Source organism: Brevibacillus fluminis (assembly GCF_052072235.1).
Taxonomy (GTDB): Bacteria; Bacillota; Bacilli; order Brevibacillales; family Brevibacillaceae; genus Brevibacillus_D; species Brevibacillus_D fluminis_A.
In genome coordinates, this window is sequence record NZ_CM125436.1 from 2698059 (window position 1) to 2715522 (window position 17464).

General features: G+C 51.6%; 24 protein-coding genes and 1 tRNA gene. 24 read left to right on the forward strand and 1 reads right to left on the reverse strand.

From position 1 onward, the window contains the following. Window positions 1-79: 79 nt before the first annotated feature. Complete coding sequence (locus tag ACTID9_RS13395; protein WP_441071900.1) at window positions 80-346, forward strand: stage VI sporulation protein F; 267 nt, start codon at window positions 80-82, stop codon at window positions 344-346. Between the two features lie 134 nt (window positions 347-480). On the opposite strand, the gene ACTID9_RS13400 is transcribed toward ACTID9_RS13395, so the two are convergent. Next, window positions 481-1029: a hypothetical protein gene (locus ACTID9_RS13400; protein ID WP_441071902.1), complete on the reverse strand. Its 549-nt coding sequence runs from the start codon at window positions 1027-1029 to the stop codon at window positions 481-483. Window positions 1030-1173: 144 nt separating this feature from the next. Here ACTID9_RS13400 and ACTID9_RS13405 point away from each other — a divergent pair, with 144 nt between their 5' ends. From ACTID9_RS13405 to aroH, 23 genes are all read left to right on the forward strand, one after another. Then, window positions 1174-1362, forward strand: a complete 189-nt coding sequence (locus tag ACTID9_RS13405; RefSeq protein ID WP_122920703.1) for a DUF2768 family protein — start codon at window positions 1174-1176, stop codon at window positions 1360-1362. Window positions 1363-1374: 12 nt separating this feature from the next. Then, a complete protein-coding gene (locus ACTID9_RS13410; RefSeq protein ID WP_441071904.1) occupies window positions 1375-1671 on the forward strand; it encodes a 2Fe-2S iron-sulfur cluster-binding protein in 297 nt (98 codons plus the stop codon). A 14-nt stretch (window positions 1672-1685) separates the two neighbouring features. After that, window positions 1686-2036: a 2Fe-2S iron-sulfur cluster-binding protein gene (locus ACTID9_RS13415; protein WP_441071906.1), complete on the forward strand. Its 351-nt coding sequence runs from the start codon at window positions 1686-1688 to the stop codon at window positions 2034-2036. 61 nt (window positions 2037-2097) lie between these two features. Beyond that, window positions 2098-2781: a hypothetical protein gene (locus ACTID9_RS13420; RefSeq protein ID WP_441072585.1), complete on the forward strand. Its 684-nt coding sequence runs from the start codon at window positions 2098-2100 to the stop codon at window positions 2779-2781. A 196-nt stretch (window positions 2782-2977) separates the two neighbouring features. Continuing rightward, window positions 2978-4456 (forward strand): stage IV sporulation protein A, encoded by a 1479-nt coding sequence (gene spoIVA / locus ACTID9_RS13425; protein WP_441071907.1) that lies wholly within the window; start codon window positions 2978-2980, stop codon window positions 4454-4456. 229 nt (window positions 4457-4685) lie between these two features. Beyond that, window positions 4686-4958, forward strand: a complete 273-nt coding sequence (locus ACTID9_RS13430; RefSeq protein WP_122920708.1) for an HU family DNA-binding protein — start codon at window positions 4686-4688, stop codon at window positions 4956-4958. Window positions 4959-5153: 195 nt separating this feature from the next. Beyond that, complete coding sequence (gene folE, locus ACTID9_RS13435) at window positions 5154-5720, forward strand: GTP cyclohydrolase I FolE (RefSeq protein ID WP_441072587.1); 567 nt, start codon at window positions 5154-5156, stop codon at window positions 5718-5720. A gap of 136 nt (window positions 5721-5856) precedes the next feature. Then, window positions 5857-5933, forward strand: a tRNA-Pro gene (locus ACTID9_RS13440). A 172-nt stretch (window positions 5934-6105) separates the two neighbouring features. Next, a complete protein-coding gene (locus tag ACTID9_RS13445) occupies window positions 6106-6798 on the forward strand; it encodes a lytic transglycosylase domain-containing protein (RefSeq protein ID WP_441071909.1) in 693 nt (230 codons plus the stop codon). Window positions 6799-6844: 46 nt separating this feature from the next. Then, window positions 6845-7063 (forward strand): trp RNA-binding attenuation protein MtrB, encoded by a 219-nt coding sequence (gene mtrB, locus ACTID9_RS13450; RefSeq protein ID WP_441071911.1) that lies wholly within the window; start codon window positions 6845-6847, stop codon window positions 7061-7063. 70 nt (window positions 7064-7133) lie between these two features. After that, complete coding sequence (locus tag ACTID9_RS13455; RefSeq protein WP_441071913.1) at window positions 7134-7649, forward strand: hypothetical protein; 516 nt, start codon at window positions 7134-7136, stop codon at window positions 7647-7649. 97 nt (window positions 7650-7746) lie between these two features. Further along, entirely contained in the window at window positions 7747-8580 is an 834-nt protein-coding gene (locus ACTID9_RS13460; RefSeq protein ID WP_441071915.1) for a heptaprenyl diphosphate synthase component 1, read from the forward strand. A 6-nt stretch (window positions 8581-8586) separates the two neighbouring features. Further along, window positions 8587-9306, forward strand: coding sequence for a demethylmenaquinone methyltransferase (locus tag ACTID9_RS13465; protein ID WP_441072589.1), 720 nt, complete (start codon window positions 8587-8589; stop codon window positions 9304-9306). 42 nt (window positions 9307-9348) lie between these two features. After that, window positions 9349-10215 carry a UbiA-like polyprenyltransferase gene (locus tag ACTID9_RS13470; RefSeq protein WP_441071916.1) on the forward strand — a complete coding sequence of 289 codons (867 nt, stop codon included), beginning with the start codon at window positions 9349-9351 and terminating at the stop codon, window positions 10213-10215. Then, complete coding sequence (locus ACTID9_RS13475) at window positions 10212-10814, forward strand: UbiX family flavin prenyltransferase (protein WP_441071917.1); 603 nt, start codon at window positions 10212-10214, stop codon at window positions 10812-10814. The genes ACTID9_RS13470 and ACTID9_RS13475 overlap by 4 nt, the downstream gene beginning before the upstream one ends. 6 nt (window positions 10815-10820) lie before the next feature. Further along, a complete protein-coding gene (locus tag ACTID9_RS13480; RefSeq protein ID WP_441071919.1) occupies window positions 10821-11681 on the forward strand; it encodes a menaquinone biosynthetic enzyme MqnA/MqnD family protein in 861 nt (286 codons plus the stop codon). 10 nt (window positions 11682-11691) lie between these two features. Continuing rightward, window positions 11692-12657, forward strand: coding sequence for a heptaprenyl diphosphate synthase component II (hepT, locus tag ACTID9_RS13485; RefSeq protein ID WP_441071921.1), 966 nt, complete (start codon window positions 11692-11694; stop codon window positions 12655-12657). Window positions 12658-12741: 84 nt separating this feature from the next. Then, complete coding sequence (gene ndk / locus ACTID9_RS13490; protein WP_441071923.1) at window positions 12742-13185, forward strand: nucleoside-diphosphate kinase; 444 nt, start codon at window positions 12742-12744, stop codon at window positions 13183-13185. 135 nt (window positions 13186-13320) lie between these two features. Beyond that, complete coding sequence (locus tag ACTID9_RS13495; RefSeq protein WP_441071924.1) at window positions 13321-14100, forward strand: CheR family methyltransferase; 780 nt, start codon at window positions 13321-13323, stop codon at window positions 14098-14100. Between the two features lie 126 nt (window positions 14101-14226). Beyond that, on the forward strand, window positions 14227-14370 hold the full coding sequence (locus ACTID9_RS13500; protein ID WP_441071926.1) for a hypothetical protein: 144 nt from the start codon (window positions 14227-14229) through the stop codon (window positions 14368-14370). A 267-nt stretch (window positions 14371-14637) separates the two neighbouring features. After that, the gene (gene aroC / locus ACTID9_RS13505; RefSeq protein WP_441071928.1) at window positions 14638-15798 is read left to right on the forward strand and encodes a chorismate synthase; all 1161 of its coding nucleotides are present in this window, start codon (window positions 14638-14640) and stop codon (window positions 15796-15798) included. A gap of 2 nt (window positions 15799-15800) precedes the next feature. Next, a complete protein-coding gene (gene aroB / locus ACTID9_RS13510; RefSeq protein WP_441072591.1) occupies window positions 15801-16904 on the forward strand; it encodes a 3-dehydroquinate synthase in 1104 nt (367 codons plus the stop codon). Beyond that, a complete protein-coding gene (gene aroH, locus ACTID9_RS13515) occupies window positions 16901-17269 on the forward strand; it encodes a chorismate mutase (protein WP_441071930.1) in 369 nt (122 codons plus the stop codon). Before aroB ends, aroH begins: the two co-directional genes overlap by 4 nt. Window positions 17270-17464 lie beyond the last annotated feature (195 nt).

Consider the following 17464-nt stretch of genomic DNA (forward strand, 5'->3'; position numbering starts at 1 on the left):
GCAAAGGTTTTTTCACCTTCCCCCCAATGCCTACATACGATACGAAAGAAATGTGTGGGCTCTAAGGAGGAGGATGTTCATGAAAAATATCACGCGTCAACTGTTTGACAAACTGCAGGGGAAACTTCCGGGCGGCATGGATGAAAGCCAGTTAAAAAACCTTGCAAGCGGTATGAAAAAAAGCGAATTTCAAGATGAAGCGAAGCTGCGTCAAATGATCAAAACATTGGCAGCGATCAGCGGCACTCCCGTTACGCCGGAAAAGGAAGAAAAAATCATACAGCTTTTCCGCGAAAACAAATTCAATCCGAATGATCTTTCTTCCTTAAAGAATTTGCTGTCGTGAGTGATTGTTCAGTGAAATGGGCGCATATGCCTGTTACCCGTATGCAAATTCCACATACAGTATGACTAAGAACAATCATGGCTCTACAGGGACATGGCTGATCTGAGTGTAACGTCAAACGAAAAAAAGAGGGATTATCCCTCTTTTTTTCGTTTTGTCGCAGTGGAAGCGGTGGTGAGATTTTGCTGGATCAGGCTTTGCACGAGCGGAGATTGAAGCAGCGAGAGCACTTGCCCGATGTCGATGTTGGCGAGCAAATTCTCAAGGCCGTTGCCTTCCGCCGGAGCGGATTCCGGTGACTCGGCAGCTTGCTTGCGCGGTGCTTGCGCGCTGGCTCCACTGTTTCCAGTGCTTCCGCTGCCGGTACTCCTTTTTCTCCGGGATTTGGCCGGCTGGAGTTCTTCAGGTAGGTCCGTCGATTTCCGTCCGATCGATTGGAACAGCTCCACAGCGCCATACAGCGTATCCATCGTCTCTTCCATTTGGCGGATCGTCGAGCTGATTCCTTTAATGTTATTGCGCATGCGCATGACAGACGCGCGGACATCGATCGGGAGCGGCAGCAGCGGGAGCTTGCGCGGCGGCGGGGCGGCGGCTGCAGGCTGACTCATGCGAGCCTGTGTTGCCGAAACGGGCTTCTTGCCCAAGGGCGCATACGGGTTGCGCCATTTGTTTGCTTTCATCGTGTCTTCCCTCCATAGGCAAGTCGTTATGATAGTCTATGCCGCTGGTTGAAACTAGGTTCTTACCCAATAAAATGTGCTATAATGAACACGACTCTTATCCATAAAGTCTGTAAACATTGAGAAAAGGATGCTGTGCGACTGATGACCATCGATCCCATGACAAAAATGTATATCTCGTTCCTGGCCATGGCCTTTATGTTCATTTGCAATTTCATGATGATCTACGCCCGAAAATTGCAAAAAGCAGTGATTAGCCTTGTATTGAAAATCGTGGCCGGTCTCATGCTGTTTTCCACCTTTATCATGATTCTCATCGTCGTGTTTGCGTAAAGGAGGAGCAACATGGATCAGCTTATTCTTCATACGAGACAAGGACGCTATGAAACGGAGGCAACCATTGGCGAGCCGATCGTCCAGCTGGCCAAAAAACAAAAAATCCCGTGGGGACACGCTTGTGAACGGGGGATTTGCGCGCAATGCCGGACAAAGGTGCTGGCTGGTGCCGAATTTCTCAATGACATCACCGATGCGGAGAAGCTTCGGTTGCGTAAAGCGGAGCGGCAGGAAGGGTTCCGGCTGGGATGTCAAATCCGGATTCACTCCCCTGGCAAAGTCGAATTGGCGCACAAACCGTACTAGAGGGGGACGACGTGGTGGCGAAACTGACCTTTCTTCCGAGTGGCAAGAGCATCAAAGTTCGTCCAGGGCTCACGCTGATCGCGGCTGCGCGAAATGCGCGTGTCATCATCCCGCAGCGCTGCGGCGGCCACGCCTCCTGCCTGATGTGCAAAGTATTTGTAGAGGCCGGTGCGGTGAGCACGCCCACAGCGCTTGAGCAGCGCAAACTGAGCGAAGCTGATCTTGCCTGTGGCATGCGCCTTGCGTGCCAGACGCAGACGACGGGAGCGGATTGTACGGTTCGCATCCCGGAAGCAAAATTAAAATCGATCGTGGCTGCTGCGCTGAAGCGGCAGCAAGACGAGGAAGACAATGAGTGGCTGTAGGAGGATTCAGACGTTGAACGCACGCAAAAAAGCTGCATTTGTAACCCCAGCATTACTGCTTATGTTGGTATCCATCCTGTTGTCGGGATGCATGTACCCGAAAGAACGACGAGCGGAAAATCAGGTGCCGAGCACGTTTTATCTGGAAGCGACGCAAAAGGCGATCGACCAGTTTCACCAGGAAACGGGCGTGCTTCCGATCGTGACGAAGAAGCTGGATACCCCGATTTTTGAGAAATATGAGATCGATTTCACCAAAATGATGCCGAAATACATACCCGATGTACCTGCAAATGCGTTTGAAAAAGGCGGCGTTTACATGTATGTTCTGATCGATGTCGAAACGAAGCCGACCGTACGCTTGATCAACCTCAGCATGGTGAGCCAGGTGGCGGATGTGCAGCAGGCCGTCAACCGCTATGTAGGCAAAGAAAACAAGCTGCCTGCCAAACAGGAGCTGGGCAATGGCTATTACACGATTGATTATGATGCCATCCGCATGAAGGAAGTCCAGGTGAACAGCCTGGTCTCCCAGACGTTCCTGCCGCTTATCATGAACGAGAAAGGAGAGGTGGGCATCGACTACGCATCCGATATCGCCAGCATCCTGCGCAGCACGAAAGCGCAGGTACCAAAGGATACGGACCCGCGCTACGTCATGGCCCGCGAGTCCCTGTTCGTTCCGGTCAAATCGTTTCCTTACACAATGGAAAACGGCGACCCTGTACTGTTGAAATTGCAATAACCCAAAGCCAATGCGATCCCTTTTTACACAAGGGATCGTTTTTTTGTTTTCTTTCCGGTTCTATCTTTTTCGTACACACATATATTGTTATTGTCCAAGATTCTAGTGCGAGAATCTCTCCCGTTATCACAAGAGAGGGATAATTCAAAAAAAAGCTCATAGAGTAAAATAGACAATCAGAAGGAGGTCATCGAAGGTGGAACGTATCGACATCTTTAAAGACATTGCAGAGCGTACGGGAGGCGACATCTATCTCGGGGTCGTAGGACCTGTTCGTACAGGTAAGTCTACCTTTATCAAGCGTTTTATGGAGCAGGTCGTCATCCCGAACATTTCGTCCGAAGCCGAAAGAATCCGCGCAACCGACGAATTGCCGCAAAGTGCGTCAGGCAAAACCATCATGACCACTGAGCCGAAATTCGTGCCGAATCAAGCCGTGCAAATCAATGTTGCCGAGGGCTTGAGCATTAACGTTCGCCTCGTTGACTGCGTCGGATATACGGTTCAAGGTGCGAAAGGATTTGAAGACGAAAACGGCCCGCGGATGGTGAACACTCCGTGGTATGAAGAGCCGGTGCCGTTCGAAGAAGCCGCAGAGCTTGGGACGCGCAAAGTGATTCAGGAGCATTCGACCATCGGGATCGTCGTCACAACGGACGGCTCCATTGCGGAAATTCCTCGCCAAGGGTACATTCAGGCCGAAGAGCGGGTCGTAAGCGAGCTGAAAGAAGTGGGCAAACCGTTCGTCATCCTGGTTAACTCGACACGTCCACGCTCGGATGAAGCGCAAGCGCTGCGACTGGAGCTGCAGGAAAAATACGATGTGCCGGTCGTGGCGCTCTCGGTGGACCATATGTCCGAATCGGAAGTGCTGTTGCTCCTGCGCGAAGTGTTGTTTGAATTCCCGGTTCATGAGGTGAATGTGAATCTGCCCAGTTGGGTCATGGTACTAGAAAATGGACACTGGCTTCGCCAAAATTATGAAGAAGCCGTGCGTGACACGGTGAAAGATATACGTCGTCTGCGCGATGTGGACCGCGTCGTCGGCTTGTTCTCCGAATATGAATTCGTCGACAGGGCGGCATTAGCGGGAATGAACATGGGGCAAGGGATCGCAGAGATCGACTTGTACGCGCCAGACGATTTGTACGACCGCATTTTGATGGAAATCGTGGGCGTCGAGATTCGCGGAAAAGACCATTTGCTCAAAATCATGCAAGAATTCGCCCATGCCAAGCGGGAGTATGACCAGGTAGCGGAAGCGCTGCACATGGTGCGGTCCACAGGCTACGGCATCGCCGCTCCGTCGCTGCATGAAATGACGCTGGATGAACCGGAGATGATCCGCCAAGGTCCGCGTTTCGGGGTTCGCCTGAAGGCAACCGCGCCGTCGATCCACATGATCCGTGTGGATGTAGAGTCGGAGTTCGCACCGATCATCGGTACGGAGAAACAGTCCGAGGAACTCGTCCGCTACTTGATGCAGGATTTCGACAAAGACCCGCTCGCGATCTGGAATTCCGATATTTTCGGCCGTTCGCTCCACTCGATCGTGCGCGAAGGCATCCAGGCCAAAATCACCATGATGCCGGACAACGCCCGCTACAAGCTGCAGGAAACATTGGGACGGATCATCAACGAAGGATCGGGCGGATTGATCGCAATCATCCTATAGGACCAACGTCCAAAAACATCGTGCTTACGCGAAAAAGGCTCCAGAACCGGAGTCCTTTTTTGCGTTTTTTGCATCCTCTTCACCATGAAATGCTTGAATTTGAATGAGTGGTGTATTACTATAAGCTTGTCAGATCGCGAAAAACCGCATGAAATGCGTATAAGAACACACTTTTCGGTAAACACATGTAATACCATATACCATTTCTTTGAGGGGAGGTGAACAAGAAATGAATAAAACAGAATTGATCTCAAAGGTTGCAGAAACCACCGAACTGACGAAGAAAGATGCAACGAAAGCGGTTGATGCCGTTCTCGATGCGATTGCTGAGGCTCTGAAAGAAGGAGACAAAGTTCAACTGATCGGTTTCGGTAACTTCGAAGTTCGTGAGCGTGCGGCTCGTAAAGGTCGTAACCCGCAAACCGGTGAAGAAATCGAAATTGCTTCCAGCAAGATCCCGGCGTTCAAACCTGGCAAGCAGTTGAAGGACTCCATCAAGTAATTGTAGTTCTCACACAAAAACCAGAAATGGCTACATACAAAAAAGGCGTTCGAATATTTCATTCGGACGCTTTTTTCTTTCACTTTCGGTCAACCGCTAAAATTTTGCTTTTTTTTGTAGCATTATGGTAAGATGGGCTTGGTTACTAAGAGAAGGCAGTGTCTTGCTGTTTGGCTGGGAGTTTAGGGAGGTAGAATCATGAGTGTAGATCATGAAAAGATTAAGCAAGCGGTCCGGATGATTCTGGAAGCAGTTGGCGAAGACCCTGATCGCGAAGGCTTGTTGGATACGCCGAAACGCGTAGCGAAAATGTATGCGGAAGCCTTTGAGGGCTTGCGAGTGGATGAGGAGCAATACTTTGAAACCATCTTCAGTGAAAATCATGAAGAACTGGTATTGGTTAAAGATATTCCGTTCTACTCGATGTGCGAACACCATCTGGTGCCGTTCTTTGGGAAAGCACATGTCGCCTATATTCCAAAGGGAGGCCGTGTCGTAGGTTTGAGCAAGCTCGCCCGCGCCGTGGAAACCGTTTCGCGTCGTCCGCAGCTGCAGGAGCGCATCACATCCACCGTGGCGGATGCCATCATGAAAAAGCTTCAGCCGCATGGTGTGCTGGTGGTCGTTGAAGCGGAGCATATGTGCATGACCATGCGCGGCGTGAAGAAGCCGGGTGCCAAAACCGTCACATCGGCAGCGAGAGGGTTGTTCGAGACGGATACGGCGCAGCGTGCAGAAGTGCTCAGCCTGATCAAGGACTAAGCGCCAAACGGGAGCACGATAGGAGGGTACGTTTTTTCGAACAAAAAGAAACGTGCCTTTCTTTTCACTCTCATCGAAAATCCTCCAGATGGATATTGACTTTTTTGCAAAGATTACCTATACTGAAATTGTTCGTCGGGATGTGGCGCAGCCCGGTAGCGCGCACCCTTGGGGTGGGTGAGGTCCAGGGTTCGAATCCCTGCATTCCGACCATTTTCGATTTACATACGATTGCGACGATACCAGCATCTCCGCCTGTGTCCTTATGTACAGGGGAGGTGCTTTTTTATTGGATGCGGTTGAAGTGTCTTTGAAAAGAGAGCTTGGCGATGTACTGCGATTCCACTATAATGAAAAGTAGAGTAGACGGACAGGCTGGTGACTGATGAAAATGGACCTGCGTTTTTTACCTGCAAATACATATGCACGCATAAACGGAACAACTGCGAATGCGCTCGGCCCGGATCTTGCGCAAAACGCGAGCGGCGATGCAGCTTTCTCCGACCAGATGTTCAGTGATCTGTTGGACACCGAACTTTCGAAATATCAACGCGTCATTTCCGCAGAGGAGGTGCTGGCAGACCTGGATGGGTCTCCCACGTTTTCGGATGACAGCCTGCCTTCCGCTATGGGAAGCGGGTTTGGCCAGTCAGCACCGGCAGGCAAATCGGCGATTATGGATGCGGTGAAACGGATTGCTGCACGCTTTCACGTCGACGATAACCTGGTTTCGGAAGTGATTCGCGCCGAATCGAACTTCAACCCGAACGCCATCTCGGGCGCAGGTGCGAAAGGGCTGATGCAGCTGATGGACGCGACGGCCCGTTCGATGAATGTGAATGACTCATTCAACCCCGTGCAAAATATTACGGGAGGGACCAAATATCTCGGCGGATTGCTGCAAAAGTATCATGGAAACGTTAAGGTGGCATTAGCCGCTTACAATGCTGGCCCAGGCCGGATCGACCGTCTGGGAATCGCTACGGATCGCGACTTTGACGCCAAAGCCGATGAATTGCCGCTCGAAACGCAGAAGTATGTAGCAAAAATCACCGGCCGCTTGAATGAAACAAGGTAATCCGTTAGGGGGAAAAGCTGTGGAACACAATAAGGATGGGGATCAAATGGCAACAAACCAAGATTTTTTTGTGATTAAAGCCAAAGAAAATGGCGTTCATGTGATTGGCCTGACCAGAGGCACGGATACCCGTTTCCACCATACAGAAAAGCTCGACAAAGGCGAGGTTATGCTGGCACAGTTTACCGAGCATACATCCGCCATAAAGGTTCGCGGCAAAGCAGTCATTCTCACCCGCCACGGCGTAGTCGATACGACCGAATAAAAGTGATGAAAAAAGAGCAGGCATAGCCTGCCTTTTTTATTTGTAGAATGGGAGTGAGGGAGGGATGTCTATGCCCCGCAATCTCCTGGCGGCCGTGATGATGTCTGCATTGCTGGCAATGCTCTTGTCGTTTTTGCCTTCGATCCGTTCAAATGACCCAAACGCGGTGCCTACTTTTCGACAAAACCAGCCGCTTGTCCTGACGAAGCAAAATGTGGTAGATTTATTTACTTTCCTGCCAACTCATTATAATATTAAGCGTGTAAAGTGGGAGGATCAGTCGATTTATGTCGATTTGATTGTCTCAGAAAATCAGCCTGCGCTGCTCGAGCAAGCGTACCGCGACTTTTACTTGCTGGTGTACCAGGCGCTGGCCTTGACCAAAAACGTGCAGCAACTGAAGTTCCGGTTGATGGAAGAACCGGTCGATCAGCCATCCAAGCTGCTGGTCGCCATCTCCGCAAAACGGCCGCTGCAAGAAAGCGAGCCGATTGATCCGAACGATTTGAGCGCGATCAAGCGTTATGTGGAAAGCAGTTTTCAGGTACGGATTGATCCCTTTTTTCATGAGAACATTAGTCCCTGATTGATTTGTATGCTATACTGGAACTTGATGAATGGAAAGCAGTAACAGCTTAGGTCAAAGGCTTCAAGGAGAAGCCTTTTCAGTTTGGAGGAGCTTCATGAGCACGTATGCACTCTCTTTAGCGGAAGACATGCAGGAAATTAATGAGCGGATCGGCCGGCTTGCATCGGTTCCGTTTTTGAAGGAGTATGTCGATTATCCCGGACTGGCGGAAAATCGGCTTGCCCTTCTGTTTGTTTTTTTATGCGATGCGGGACTTGGTTCGGAGCGCGCGAAAACATTGTGCACGGCGACCGGTCTGATGCAGCTTGGTCTCGATACCCATGAAACGGTGAAAACGCATTACGAAGCGGGCGAGACGGCAGATCGCAACCGTCAATTGACGGTGCTGGCAGGCGATTTGTTCAGCAGCCATTACTACCATCTGTTGGCGAAAGCAGGGGAAGTTATGGCGATCCGCATTTTATCAGAATCGATTCAAGTGGTGAACGAGGCGAAGATGCGGCTCTACCTGCTCGAAAAATCAAATCAATTGACATGGGAAAGCTATGTGTCCCTGCGGAAAACGATTGATACGGCGCTTTACATCCGCTTTGTCGAGCATTTTTCCATCGATGCGTCGGTGGAGAAGTTTTGGAAGTCTTTGTTTGAACAGACGTCAGCAGTGGAAGGCATGGTTGGCGAATGGGAGCAGCTGCAATGGGGCCAACGGCTTCCGTTTGGCTTTTCCCGCTACTTGACACCAAAAAGCGATTCGCCTGTGGCACAAGTGCTGACATCGGTCGAGGCAAAGGCGATGGAATGGCTTGGTGTATGCGAGCAAATGGTGCGCAGCTTCCAATCGATCGAAAATCAACGGGCGGTTTCCTGGGTAACCTCGCGCATCATGCACCGCGTAAGCCGGTTGAAACGCTTAGTCGAGGAGTTGTAGGTGCCTGTGAATCAAGAACAGATGAAGCAAAAAGCAGAATTTGTCCATTCCGTATTTGAAAGCATTGCGGAAGAATACGATCGCATGAACAATGTGATCAGCTTCGGCAGCCATGTGGCATGGCGCAACTATACAATGAAGCAGCTGAATGTGCAGCCTGGACAAGCAGCGATCGATATCGCGTGCGGGACATGCGACTGGACCATCAGCCTGGCGGATGCCGTCGGCAAAACCGGCAAGGTGGTCGGCCTCGATTTCAGCCAAAACATGCTGGATGTAGGCGCATACAAAATCGAACAGCGCGGGATTCACGAAGGAATCGAGCTGGTCAATGCGGACGCGATGAATTTGCCGTATGACGACAATACATTTGATTACGCGACGATCGGTTTTGCGCTGCGCAACGTTCCGGACATTCAGCGCGTGCTGAATGAAATGACGCGAGTGGTCAAGCCGGGTGGAAAAGTCGTGTCCCTTGAAGTGTCCAAGCCGCCGTTTATTCCGTACCGCAAGCTCTTTTACTTTTATTTTTACAAGATTTTGCCGCAGATCGCGAAACTGACGGTAAACAAATACCAGGAGTACGCGTGGCTTCCACAGTCGTTGACCAATTTCCCAGACAGCAAGAAATTGGCCGAAATGTTTCAGACTGCCGGTTTGCAACCTGTGCAGGTCAAGCTTTTCATGGGCGGCGTTGCGGCGCTGCACATCGGTACAAAATCTTAAGAACCAGACGAGAATGGTTATGACAGAACGGAAGTGCAAAGCATGATAAACAAAGTGAAGATCCTATTCGAAATGATCAAATTTGAGCATACGCTCTTTGCGTTGCCGTTTGCGTTTATGGGCGCGGTCCTCGGGAATCTGGTCGTGGAAGGCACGTGGCCGACCTGGTGGGAAATTCTTTGGGTGACGGTAGCGATGGTAGGGGCACGTTCAGCAGCCATGTCGCTGAACCGCTTGATTGACCGCTACATTGACGGGAGAAATCCCCGGACGGCGATGCGCGCGATTCCGGCCGGATTGATTTCGGTGAAGGCAGTGGTCCTTTTTATTGTCGTATCGTTTGTTTTGCTGTTTATCGCAGCCTCGCAATTAAACAGGCTGGCGATGGAATTGTTGCCGTTGGCCGTTTTTGTTCTCATTCTATACTCGTATACGAAACGTTTCACATGGCTGTGCCATTTTGTCCTCGGGATTGCGATCGGGTTCGGGCCGCTCGGCGGGTGGATCGGTACGACGGGCCAGGTCGATTCGGCTGCGATCGTGCTGTTCATCTCGGTTGCGCTTTGGACGACCGGCTTTGATATCGTGTATGCGTGCCAAGATTTCGAGTTCGATAAAAACGCGGGCCTGCATTCGGTACCGAGTCGTTTCGGCATTTCCAGAGCCTTGATGATTGCCCGCGTATGCCACGCGATTACCGTCATCGGCTTGTTCACGTTTTATTTGATGGCATCGCTTTCCGTTTGGTTCCTGGTGGGCGTGATCATTTCTGCCTTGATTTTGATTTACGAGCACCGCTTGGTCAAACCGAACGATCTGTCCAAAGTCAACATCGCCTTTTTCCCGATGAACGGCATTTTGAGCTGTGTCATGTTTGTATTCACGATGATCGATCGGGTGATTTCATGACCGGTCCGGTGAAAAATTTGACAGTGGGGATTACGGGGGCGAGCGGGGCGATCTATGGCGTCCGGCTTGTGCAGGAGCTGTTGGCCGCCGGACACACCGTGCATCTCATCATTACGGAAGCAGGCTGGCAAGTGTTTCACGATGAGCTTGAGCTGGATACGTCCGATCGGGAGCGGCTGATCGCGCAGACGTTTCAGGGCGATCGCCCGGGGCGCTTGCATTACTGGACGCTGCGTGATTTTTCCTGTCCGACGGCGAGCGGTTCCCATCGCGGCGACGGCATGGTGATCGTCCCGTGTTCGATGGGGACGCTGTCCGGCGTTGCCCATGGCGCCTCTGGCAATCTGCTGGAACGGGTGGCGGACGTCTGCATCAAGGAAGGGCGCAAGCTGGTGCTCGTTCCCCGCGAGACGCCCTTGAACGCGATTCATCTGCAAAACATGCTGACGCTCAGTCAATTGGGCGTGAAAATTTTGCCGGCAATGCCAGGCTTCTATCAAAAGCCGAAGACGCTGGATGACATCGTGAACTTTGTCGTCGGCAAAACCCTGGATGCTCTTGATATTCCGCACAGTTTGTTCCGACGTTGGGGGGAGTAATGCGCGATGAAAAAGCACTTGCGCATCGGCCAGATTTCCTACAGCAACACGCTGCCTGTCTATCTGTTTTTTGACCAGGAACGGTTTTGCGACCGCATCGATTTTTTTCAGCAAGTTCCAGCCCAGCTAAACCGCGAGATGGCCGCAGGCAACATTGATGTCGGCCCCATCTCGTCGTTCAGCTATGGCGAGCATGCTGACGATTATTTCGCGTTGCCGGGCCTTTCGGTAACGGCAGACGGGAAAGTGCGCTCCATCTATTTGTTCAGCAAGCGTCCGATCGAAGAACTGGACGGCGCGACGGTTTCGCTCACCAATACGTCTGCGACGTCCGTCAATCTGCTGAAAATCATCTTGCAAAAGTTTTTGGGCCTACAGGTCAGCTACAAGACCGAAGAGCCGGATTTGCAGACGATGATGCAGCATGCAGATGCCTGTTTATTGATCGGGGATGACGCCTTGCTTGCATACCGCAACCACAAAGAGTACCATGTATATGATCTGGCGGAACTGTGGAAAAACGAGACCGGATACCCGATGACGTTTGCTGTCTGGGCGGTGCGCAAGGCGGCGATCGAGGAAAACGCCGCGCTGCTTGCGGATGTGCACGCTGCTTTTTTGGCCAGCAAAACGAAAAGCCTGGAGCAGTTCGATCGTCTGATTGCAGGGGCGATCGCGCGATACGGCGGCGATGCTGAAGGTTGGGACGTTTACTTCCGCGGCTTGTCCTACCATTTCACGGAGCAGGACCGCAAAGGGTTGGAACATTATTTTCAATGTGCATACGAAATGGGGCTTTTGCCTTCACCGGTAAAAGTGACGCTATGGGACGGTACTGCCCATTCGAAAACGACGATAACGAATTAGGTGTGGATGAATGAACCTTGTTGATATCTATCTCCAATTAAAAGGTGATGTGCAATATATTGAAAAAGAGCTGGAGCGTGCGATCGATACGTCGTACGACGAGATGTACAAATCGTCGACCCATCTCTTGAAGGCAGGGGGCAAGCGGATTCGCCCTGTTTTTGTGCTCCTCGGCGGCAAGTGGGGAAACTACGACCTGGAAAAGCTCAAACGCGTCGCGGTACCGCTTGAGCTGATCCACATGGCGACGTTGGTGCATGATGACGTGGTCGATGACTCGATGACGCGCCGCGGCAGCCAGACGGTCCGGGCAAAATGGGACAACAAGGTTGCGATGTATGCGGGCGACTATATTTTTGCCAAAGCGCTGCAAATCGCGTCCGAGCTGACCAACCCGCAGATCCACCAGATTTTGGCCAAGGCGATCAATGAAATGTGCAAAGGCGAGATCGAGCAGGTTCGCGACTTGTTCAATTTCGATCAAGGGCTGAAAAACTATTTGCGCCGGATCAAGCGGAAGACGGCGTTGCTGATCGCGATTTCCTGCCAGCTGGGCGCTGTCGCCTCGGATGCGTCGCCTGATATTGTGCGCCGCATGTTTTTGTACGGCTATAATGTGGGCATGGCATTCCAGATTACCGATGATATTCTCGATTTCACCGGGACGGAAAAACAGCTGGGCAAACCTGCGGGAAGCGACCTGCGCCAAGGCAATGTTACACTACCGACACTCTACAGCATTTCGGTCGGGAAAGACCGGGAGCAGCTTCAGGCCTGGATTCGCGACAATACGCTGACCGATCACATGGACGAGGCGATCAACCTCATCCGCAAAGGGGAAGGCATCGCTTATGCCAACCAGTTGGCTGAACGCTACATTGCGCGTGCCTGCGAACAGTTGGAGCCATTGCCGGCGGGCAAAACGAAAAAGTCTTTGCTTGAGATCGGACATTACATCATTGGCCGAAAATTCTAAGGGTTGCTTGGCAGCGCCAGTTTTGATACAATTCACGTTGGCGTTATTCGCAAAAAATACATATGCAAGACGGAGGCTACACAAATGGAAAAAACATTTATCATGATTAAACCTGACGGTGTACAACGCAATCTGATTGGCGAAATCGTTGCTCGCTTCGAGAAAAAAGGCTTCACACTGGTTGGCGGCAAACTGATGAGCGTAAGCCGCGAGCTGGCTGAACAACACTATGCAGAGCACAAAGAGCGTCCTTTCTTTGGCGAACTGGTAGACTTCATCACGTCCGGCCCTGTATTCGCAATGGTATGGCAAGGTAACAACGTCATCGCAACCGCTCGCAACATGATGGGTAAAACAAACCCAGTTGACGCAGCTCCTGGCACCATCCGTGGCGATTTCGCTGTTTCCGTAGGTATGAACATCATCCACGGTTCCGACTCCCCAGAAAGCGCTGAGCGTGAAATCGGCCTGTGGTTTGGTCAAGATGAGCTTGTTTCCTTCGAGAAAACAATCCAACGCTGGATCTAATCAATCGTTCAATATATCGACAAAGACTCCCATTCCGGGAGTCTTTTTTTGTCAAAATGGCAGGAGAAATGACGATGAGAGGCGAAATCGCATCTACAGGATATGGAATGAATGCTGGGGGGAGCAAGTAACTGGATGGAAGATCGAGATTTTCTACAATTTATTGCTAGTGTCAAACAAAAAACAGGTATCGACCTCGCTTTGTACAAGGAGGCGCAAATGAAGCGCCGCCTCACATCCCTCCGTCTCAAACGAGGCTATCAAAGTTTTGCGAGCTATTTCGATGCCATTGCAAAAGACAAAGAACTGTTTTATGAGTTTCTGGATCGGATGACGATCAATGTCTCCGAATTTTTCCGCAATCCGAGCCGATGGGACGTGCTGGAGAAGAAAATTTTGCCGCGTCTTTCCAAAACGTCGCGCCGCCTGAAATGCTGGAGTGCTGCGTGCTCGACAGGCGAGGAACCATACACGCTTGCGCTCATTTTGCTGCGCAATCAGCTATTGCGGGAGGCGACGGTCATCGCTTCCGATATTGATGAAGGGGCACTGATCAAAGCCAAGCAAGGGGTTTATACGGATCGATCCTTGCAAGACTGCCCGAAAGATTTGCTCGGCAAATACTTTGTCAAAGATTCGCTCAGCTATCGGATCGCCGATGAGGTGAAAAATCCGATCCAGTTCAAAAAGCACAACTTGCTGGCGGAGCCATTTGATAGCGGATTTGACTTGATCATTTGCCGAAATGTGATGATATACTTTACAGAAGAGGCGAAGCATGAGCTGTACCACAAGTTCAGCCGAGCCCTCAAGCCGGGCGGCGTCCTGTTCGTTGGCAGCACCGAGCAGATTTTTCAGCCGCAGCAGTATCAATTTGAGGTGGAAGATACATTTTTTTACCGAAAAATCGAGTAAATCCAATGCGCGGAAGTATATACCTCCAAGAACTTTCCAAAAATAAGAAGACCGAGACATTTTTTTATAGAGTGGAAGCGGCTCGCTTGCGAATGGGCTCGCCAAGTCTTCAAGGGGGGTTTTTCATTGGATAAACAAAAAGTCATCGAAGCGTACCGGCGCGGGTTGATTACCTTGCAAGAGTGCGGTCAAATTTTGGGCGCGGATAAAACGCAGCTGCATGATCTGCTGATGGTTGACCGCTTCCAGCGTCCGGTCCAGACGAACTGAAATAAGGCAAATGCTTCTCCATTTCGAGAAGCATTTTTGTTTTCTGGATGAAAACGGAGCCAGCGCCAAAAAGCATAGCGCAGCCAAGTTTTCTAATACAGATCGGAATCTGAGACGATTCCGATCCAGTATAAGCACAACTAAGGCCGCGCCCAAAAGCATAGCGCAGCCAAGTTTTCTAAATAGCAGTTTTCATCACGCTGACAGGTGTGATATGATAACGCTTAAAAGCATTAAAGGGTATGCAGAGGGTAGGAGGAGAAAGTAATGAGATACTTAACAGCAGGGGAATCCCACGGACCACAGCTGACCGCGATCATTGAAGGGGTTCCAAGCAACCTGCCGTTTTCTGTGGAGAAAATCAACTTCCAATTGGAGCGGCGTCAAAAAGGACACGGCCGCGGCCGAAGAATGCAAATCGAAAAAGACCAGGTGAAGGTGCTGTCCGGGGTAAGACACGGCTTGACGACAGGCGCGCCGATTACACTGGTCGTTGAAAATAAAGACTGGACCCATTGGCAAAACATCATGAGCGTGGAACCGGTGGAAGAGGGCGAAGCCCGTCGCCGCGTATCCCGCCCGCGCCCGGGTCATGCGGACTTGAACGGTGCGATCAAATACCATCAGCGCGATATGCGCAACATCCTCGAGCGTTCCAGCGCACGGGAAACGACGATGCGTGTAGCGGTTGGAGCGGTTGCTCGTCAGCTGCTCGAAGCTTTTGGCATTCAGGTTGCCGGACAGGTGACGCAAATCGGAGAGGTAGTAGCGGAGCGAATCGAGCTGCCGATCGAAGAACAGATCGAGATTACCGAAAACTCTCCGGTTCGCTGCCTGGACAAAAACGCGGAGCCAAAAATGATGCAGCTGATCGACAAGGCGAAAGAAGACGGAGATTCCTTGGGCGGTATCGTAGAGGTCCGTGTGGAAGGCTTGCCGATCGGTCTTGGCAGCCATGTGCAGTGGGATCGCAAGCTTGATGGTCGTCTCGCACAAGCGGTTTTGAGCATCCAAGCGTTTAAAGGCGTCGAAATCGGAATCGGGTTCGAAGCAGCGGGCAAGCCTGGATCGCAAGTACACGATGAAATCGTTTGGTCCGAGGAAAACGGCTATACGCGCAGCACCAACCGCGCAGGCGGTTTGGAAGGCGGTATGACCAATGGCATGCCGTTGATCGTGCGCGGCGTGATGAAGCCAATCCCGACGCTGTACAAGCCGCTCATGAGCGTGGACATCGATACCAAGGAACCGTTCTCGGCGAGCATCGAGCGTTCGGACAGCTGCGCTGTGCCTGCGGCAAGCGTGGTGGCAGAGGCGGCGGTCGCATTTGAGATCGCGCGGGCGATGTGCGAAAAGTTCCCGTCTGACTCGCTGGAGGACATGCTGGAGAATGTTGCGCAATACAAAGCGTACACGGAGCGATTCTAATGATGAAAACATTGCGTGTAGAACTGGGAGAGCGTTCGTATCCGATTCATATCGGCAAACAGTTGTTGAGCCGCGTGCCCGCGTTTTTGGCAGAAGCTGGCGTGACCGGTAAACAAATGCTGTATGTCATCACCGATGAAAACGTGGCTCCGCTTTATTTGGAGCCCCTCTTGCAATCATTGCGTGAATCAGGTTACACGGTGCATTCATCCGTTGTGGCTGGCGGCGAACAGGCAAAGAGCTTCCATGTGTTTGAACGCGTAATGGGTGAAGTCATTGCGGCAGGGTTGGACCGGAAATCGGTCATTTTGGCGCTGGGTGGCGGCGTGGTCGGCGATTTGTCCGGCTTCGTCGCGGCCTCTTTCATGCGCGGGATTCCGTTCATCCAGCTGCCCACCACGCTTCTTGCCCATGACAGCTCCGTAGGCGGTAAAGTGGCGATCAATCACAAGCTGGGGAAAAACTTGATCGGTGCCTTCCACCAGCCGCTCGCGGTCATCTATGATACCGATACGCTGACAACCTTGCCGAAACGCGAGGTCGCGGCAGGATTTGCCGAAGTGGTCAAGCACGGGTTGATTTCGTCCGAAGAATTCGTAGCCTGGCTTGAAGAACATGCCCAAGCGCTGAATCAGCTGGAGCCGGAATTGATCGCGACGGCCATCGAGCGCGGCTGTGCGATCAAGGCGCAAATCGTCTCTGAGGACGAAACCGAGCAGGACACCCGTGCGCTGCTGAATTTGGGCCATACGTTCGGACATGCCTTTGAAGCGATTGCGGCGTATTCCCAGCTCAATCATGGCGAAGCGATTTCGATCGGCATGGGGCTGGCAGCGGAGCTGGCTGAAAAGATGGGATTGTGCGAGCAAGGTGTAAGCGAGCGGACCAAGCGGCTGCTGGCTCGTTATCATCTGCCGACGGAATGGCCGGACGGATTCGATCCACTTGACGTATTGGAAGCGATGCGCAGAGACAAAAAAGGCGTCGCGGGCCGGTTCAACCTGATAGTGCCACGAACAATCGGAAAAGTAGAAATCGTAAAAAACGTGGATGAAGCGTTGATCTTGCAGGTGATGCGCGAATCAGCGGGGAGGAGACAGAAATGAGCGTTAGGGCGGTAAGAGGAGCCATCACGGTGGAAACCAACAGCGCGGAAGAGATTTGGTCGGCGACAGAGGAACTGGTGCGTGAAATCGTCGCAAGAAACGAGCTGAACGTAGACGATATTGCCAGCGTGCTGTTTACAACGACCGAGGACTTGAATGCTGCGTTTCCTGCCAAGGGCGCACGCAACCTGGAAGGGTGGGAGGATGTGCCGCTCACCTGTGCGCAAGAGATTCCGGTTCCTGGCAGCTTGCCACGTTGCATCCGCGTGATGATGCACATCAACACGGAAAAAGGCAACAAGGACATCCATCACGTATTTTTGCGTGAAGCGGTGAAGCTGCGCCCGGATTTGGCAAATCGTTAGTTGACTTTTCACGTGCCCTTGGATAAGATAATAACCAATCGTTACTTAGCTTTTTAGAGTAGAGTGTTTGAGCAGAGTTCAGTTGAGAAGAGTCAGGTTGAGTAGAGATGAGAAGAGGAGAAGCTAGGTTTTATAGGCACGGTCTATAAATCCAGGGTTCGCCCTGGATTTTTTTGCATTTTCGTGCGGCAAGGC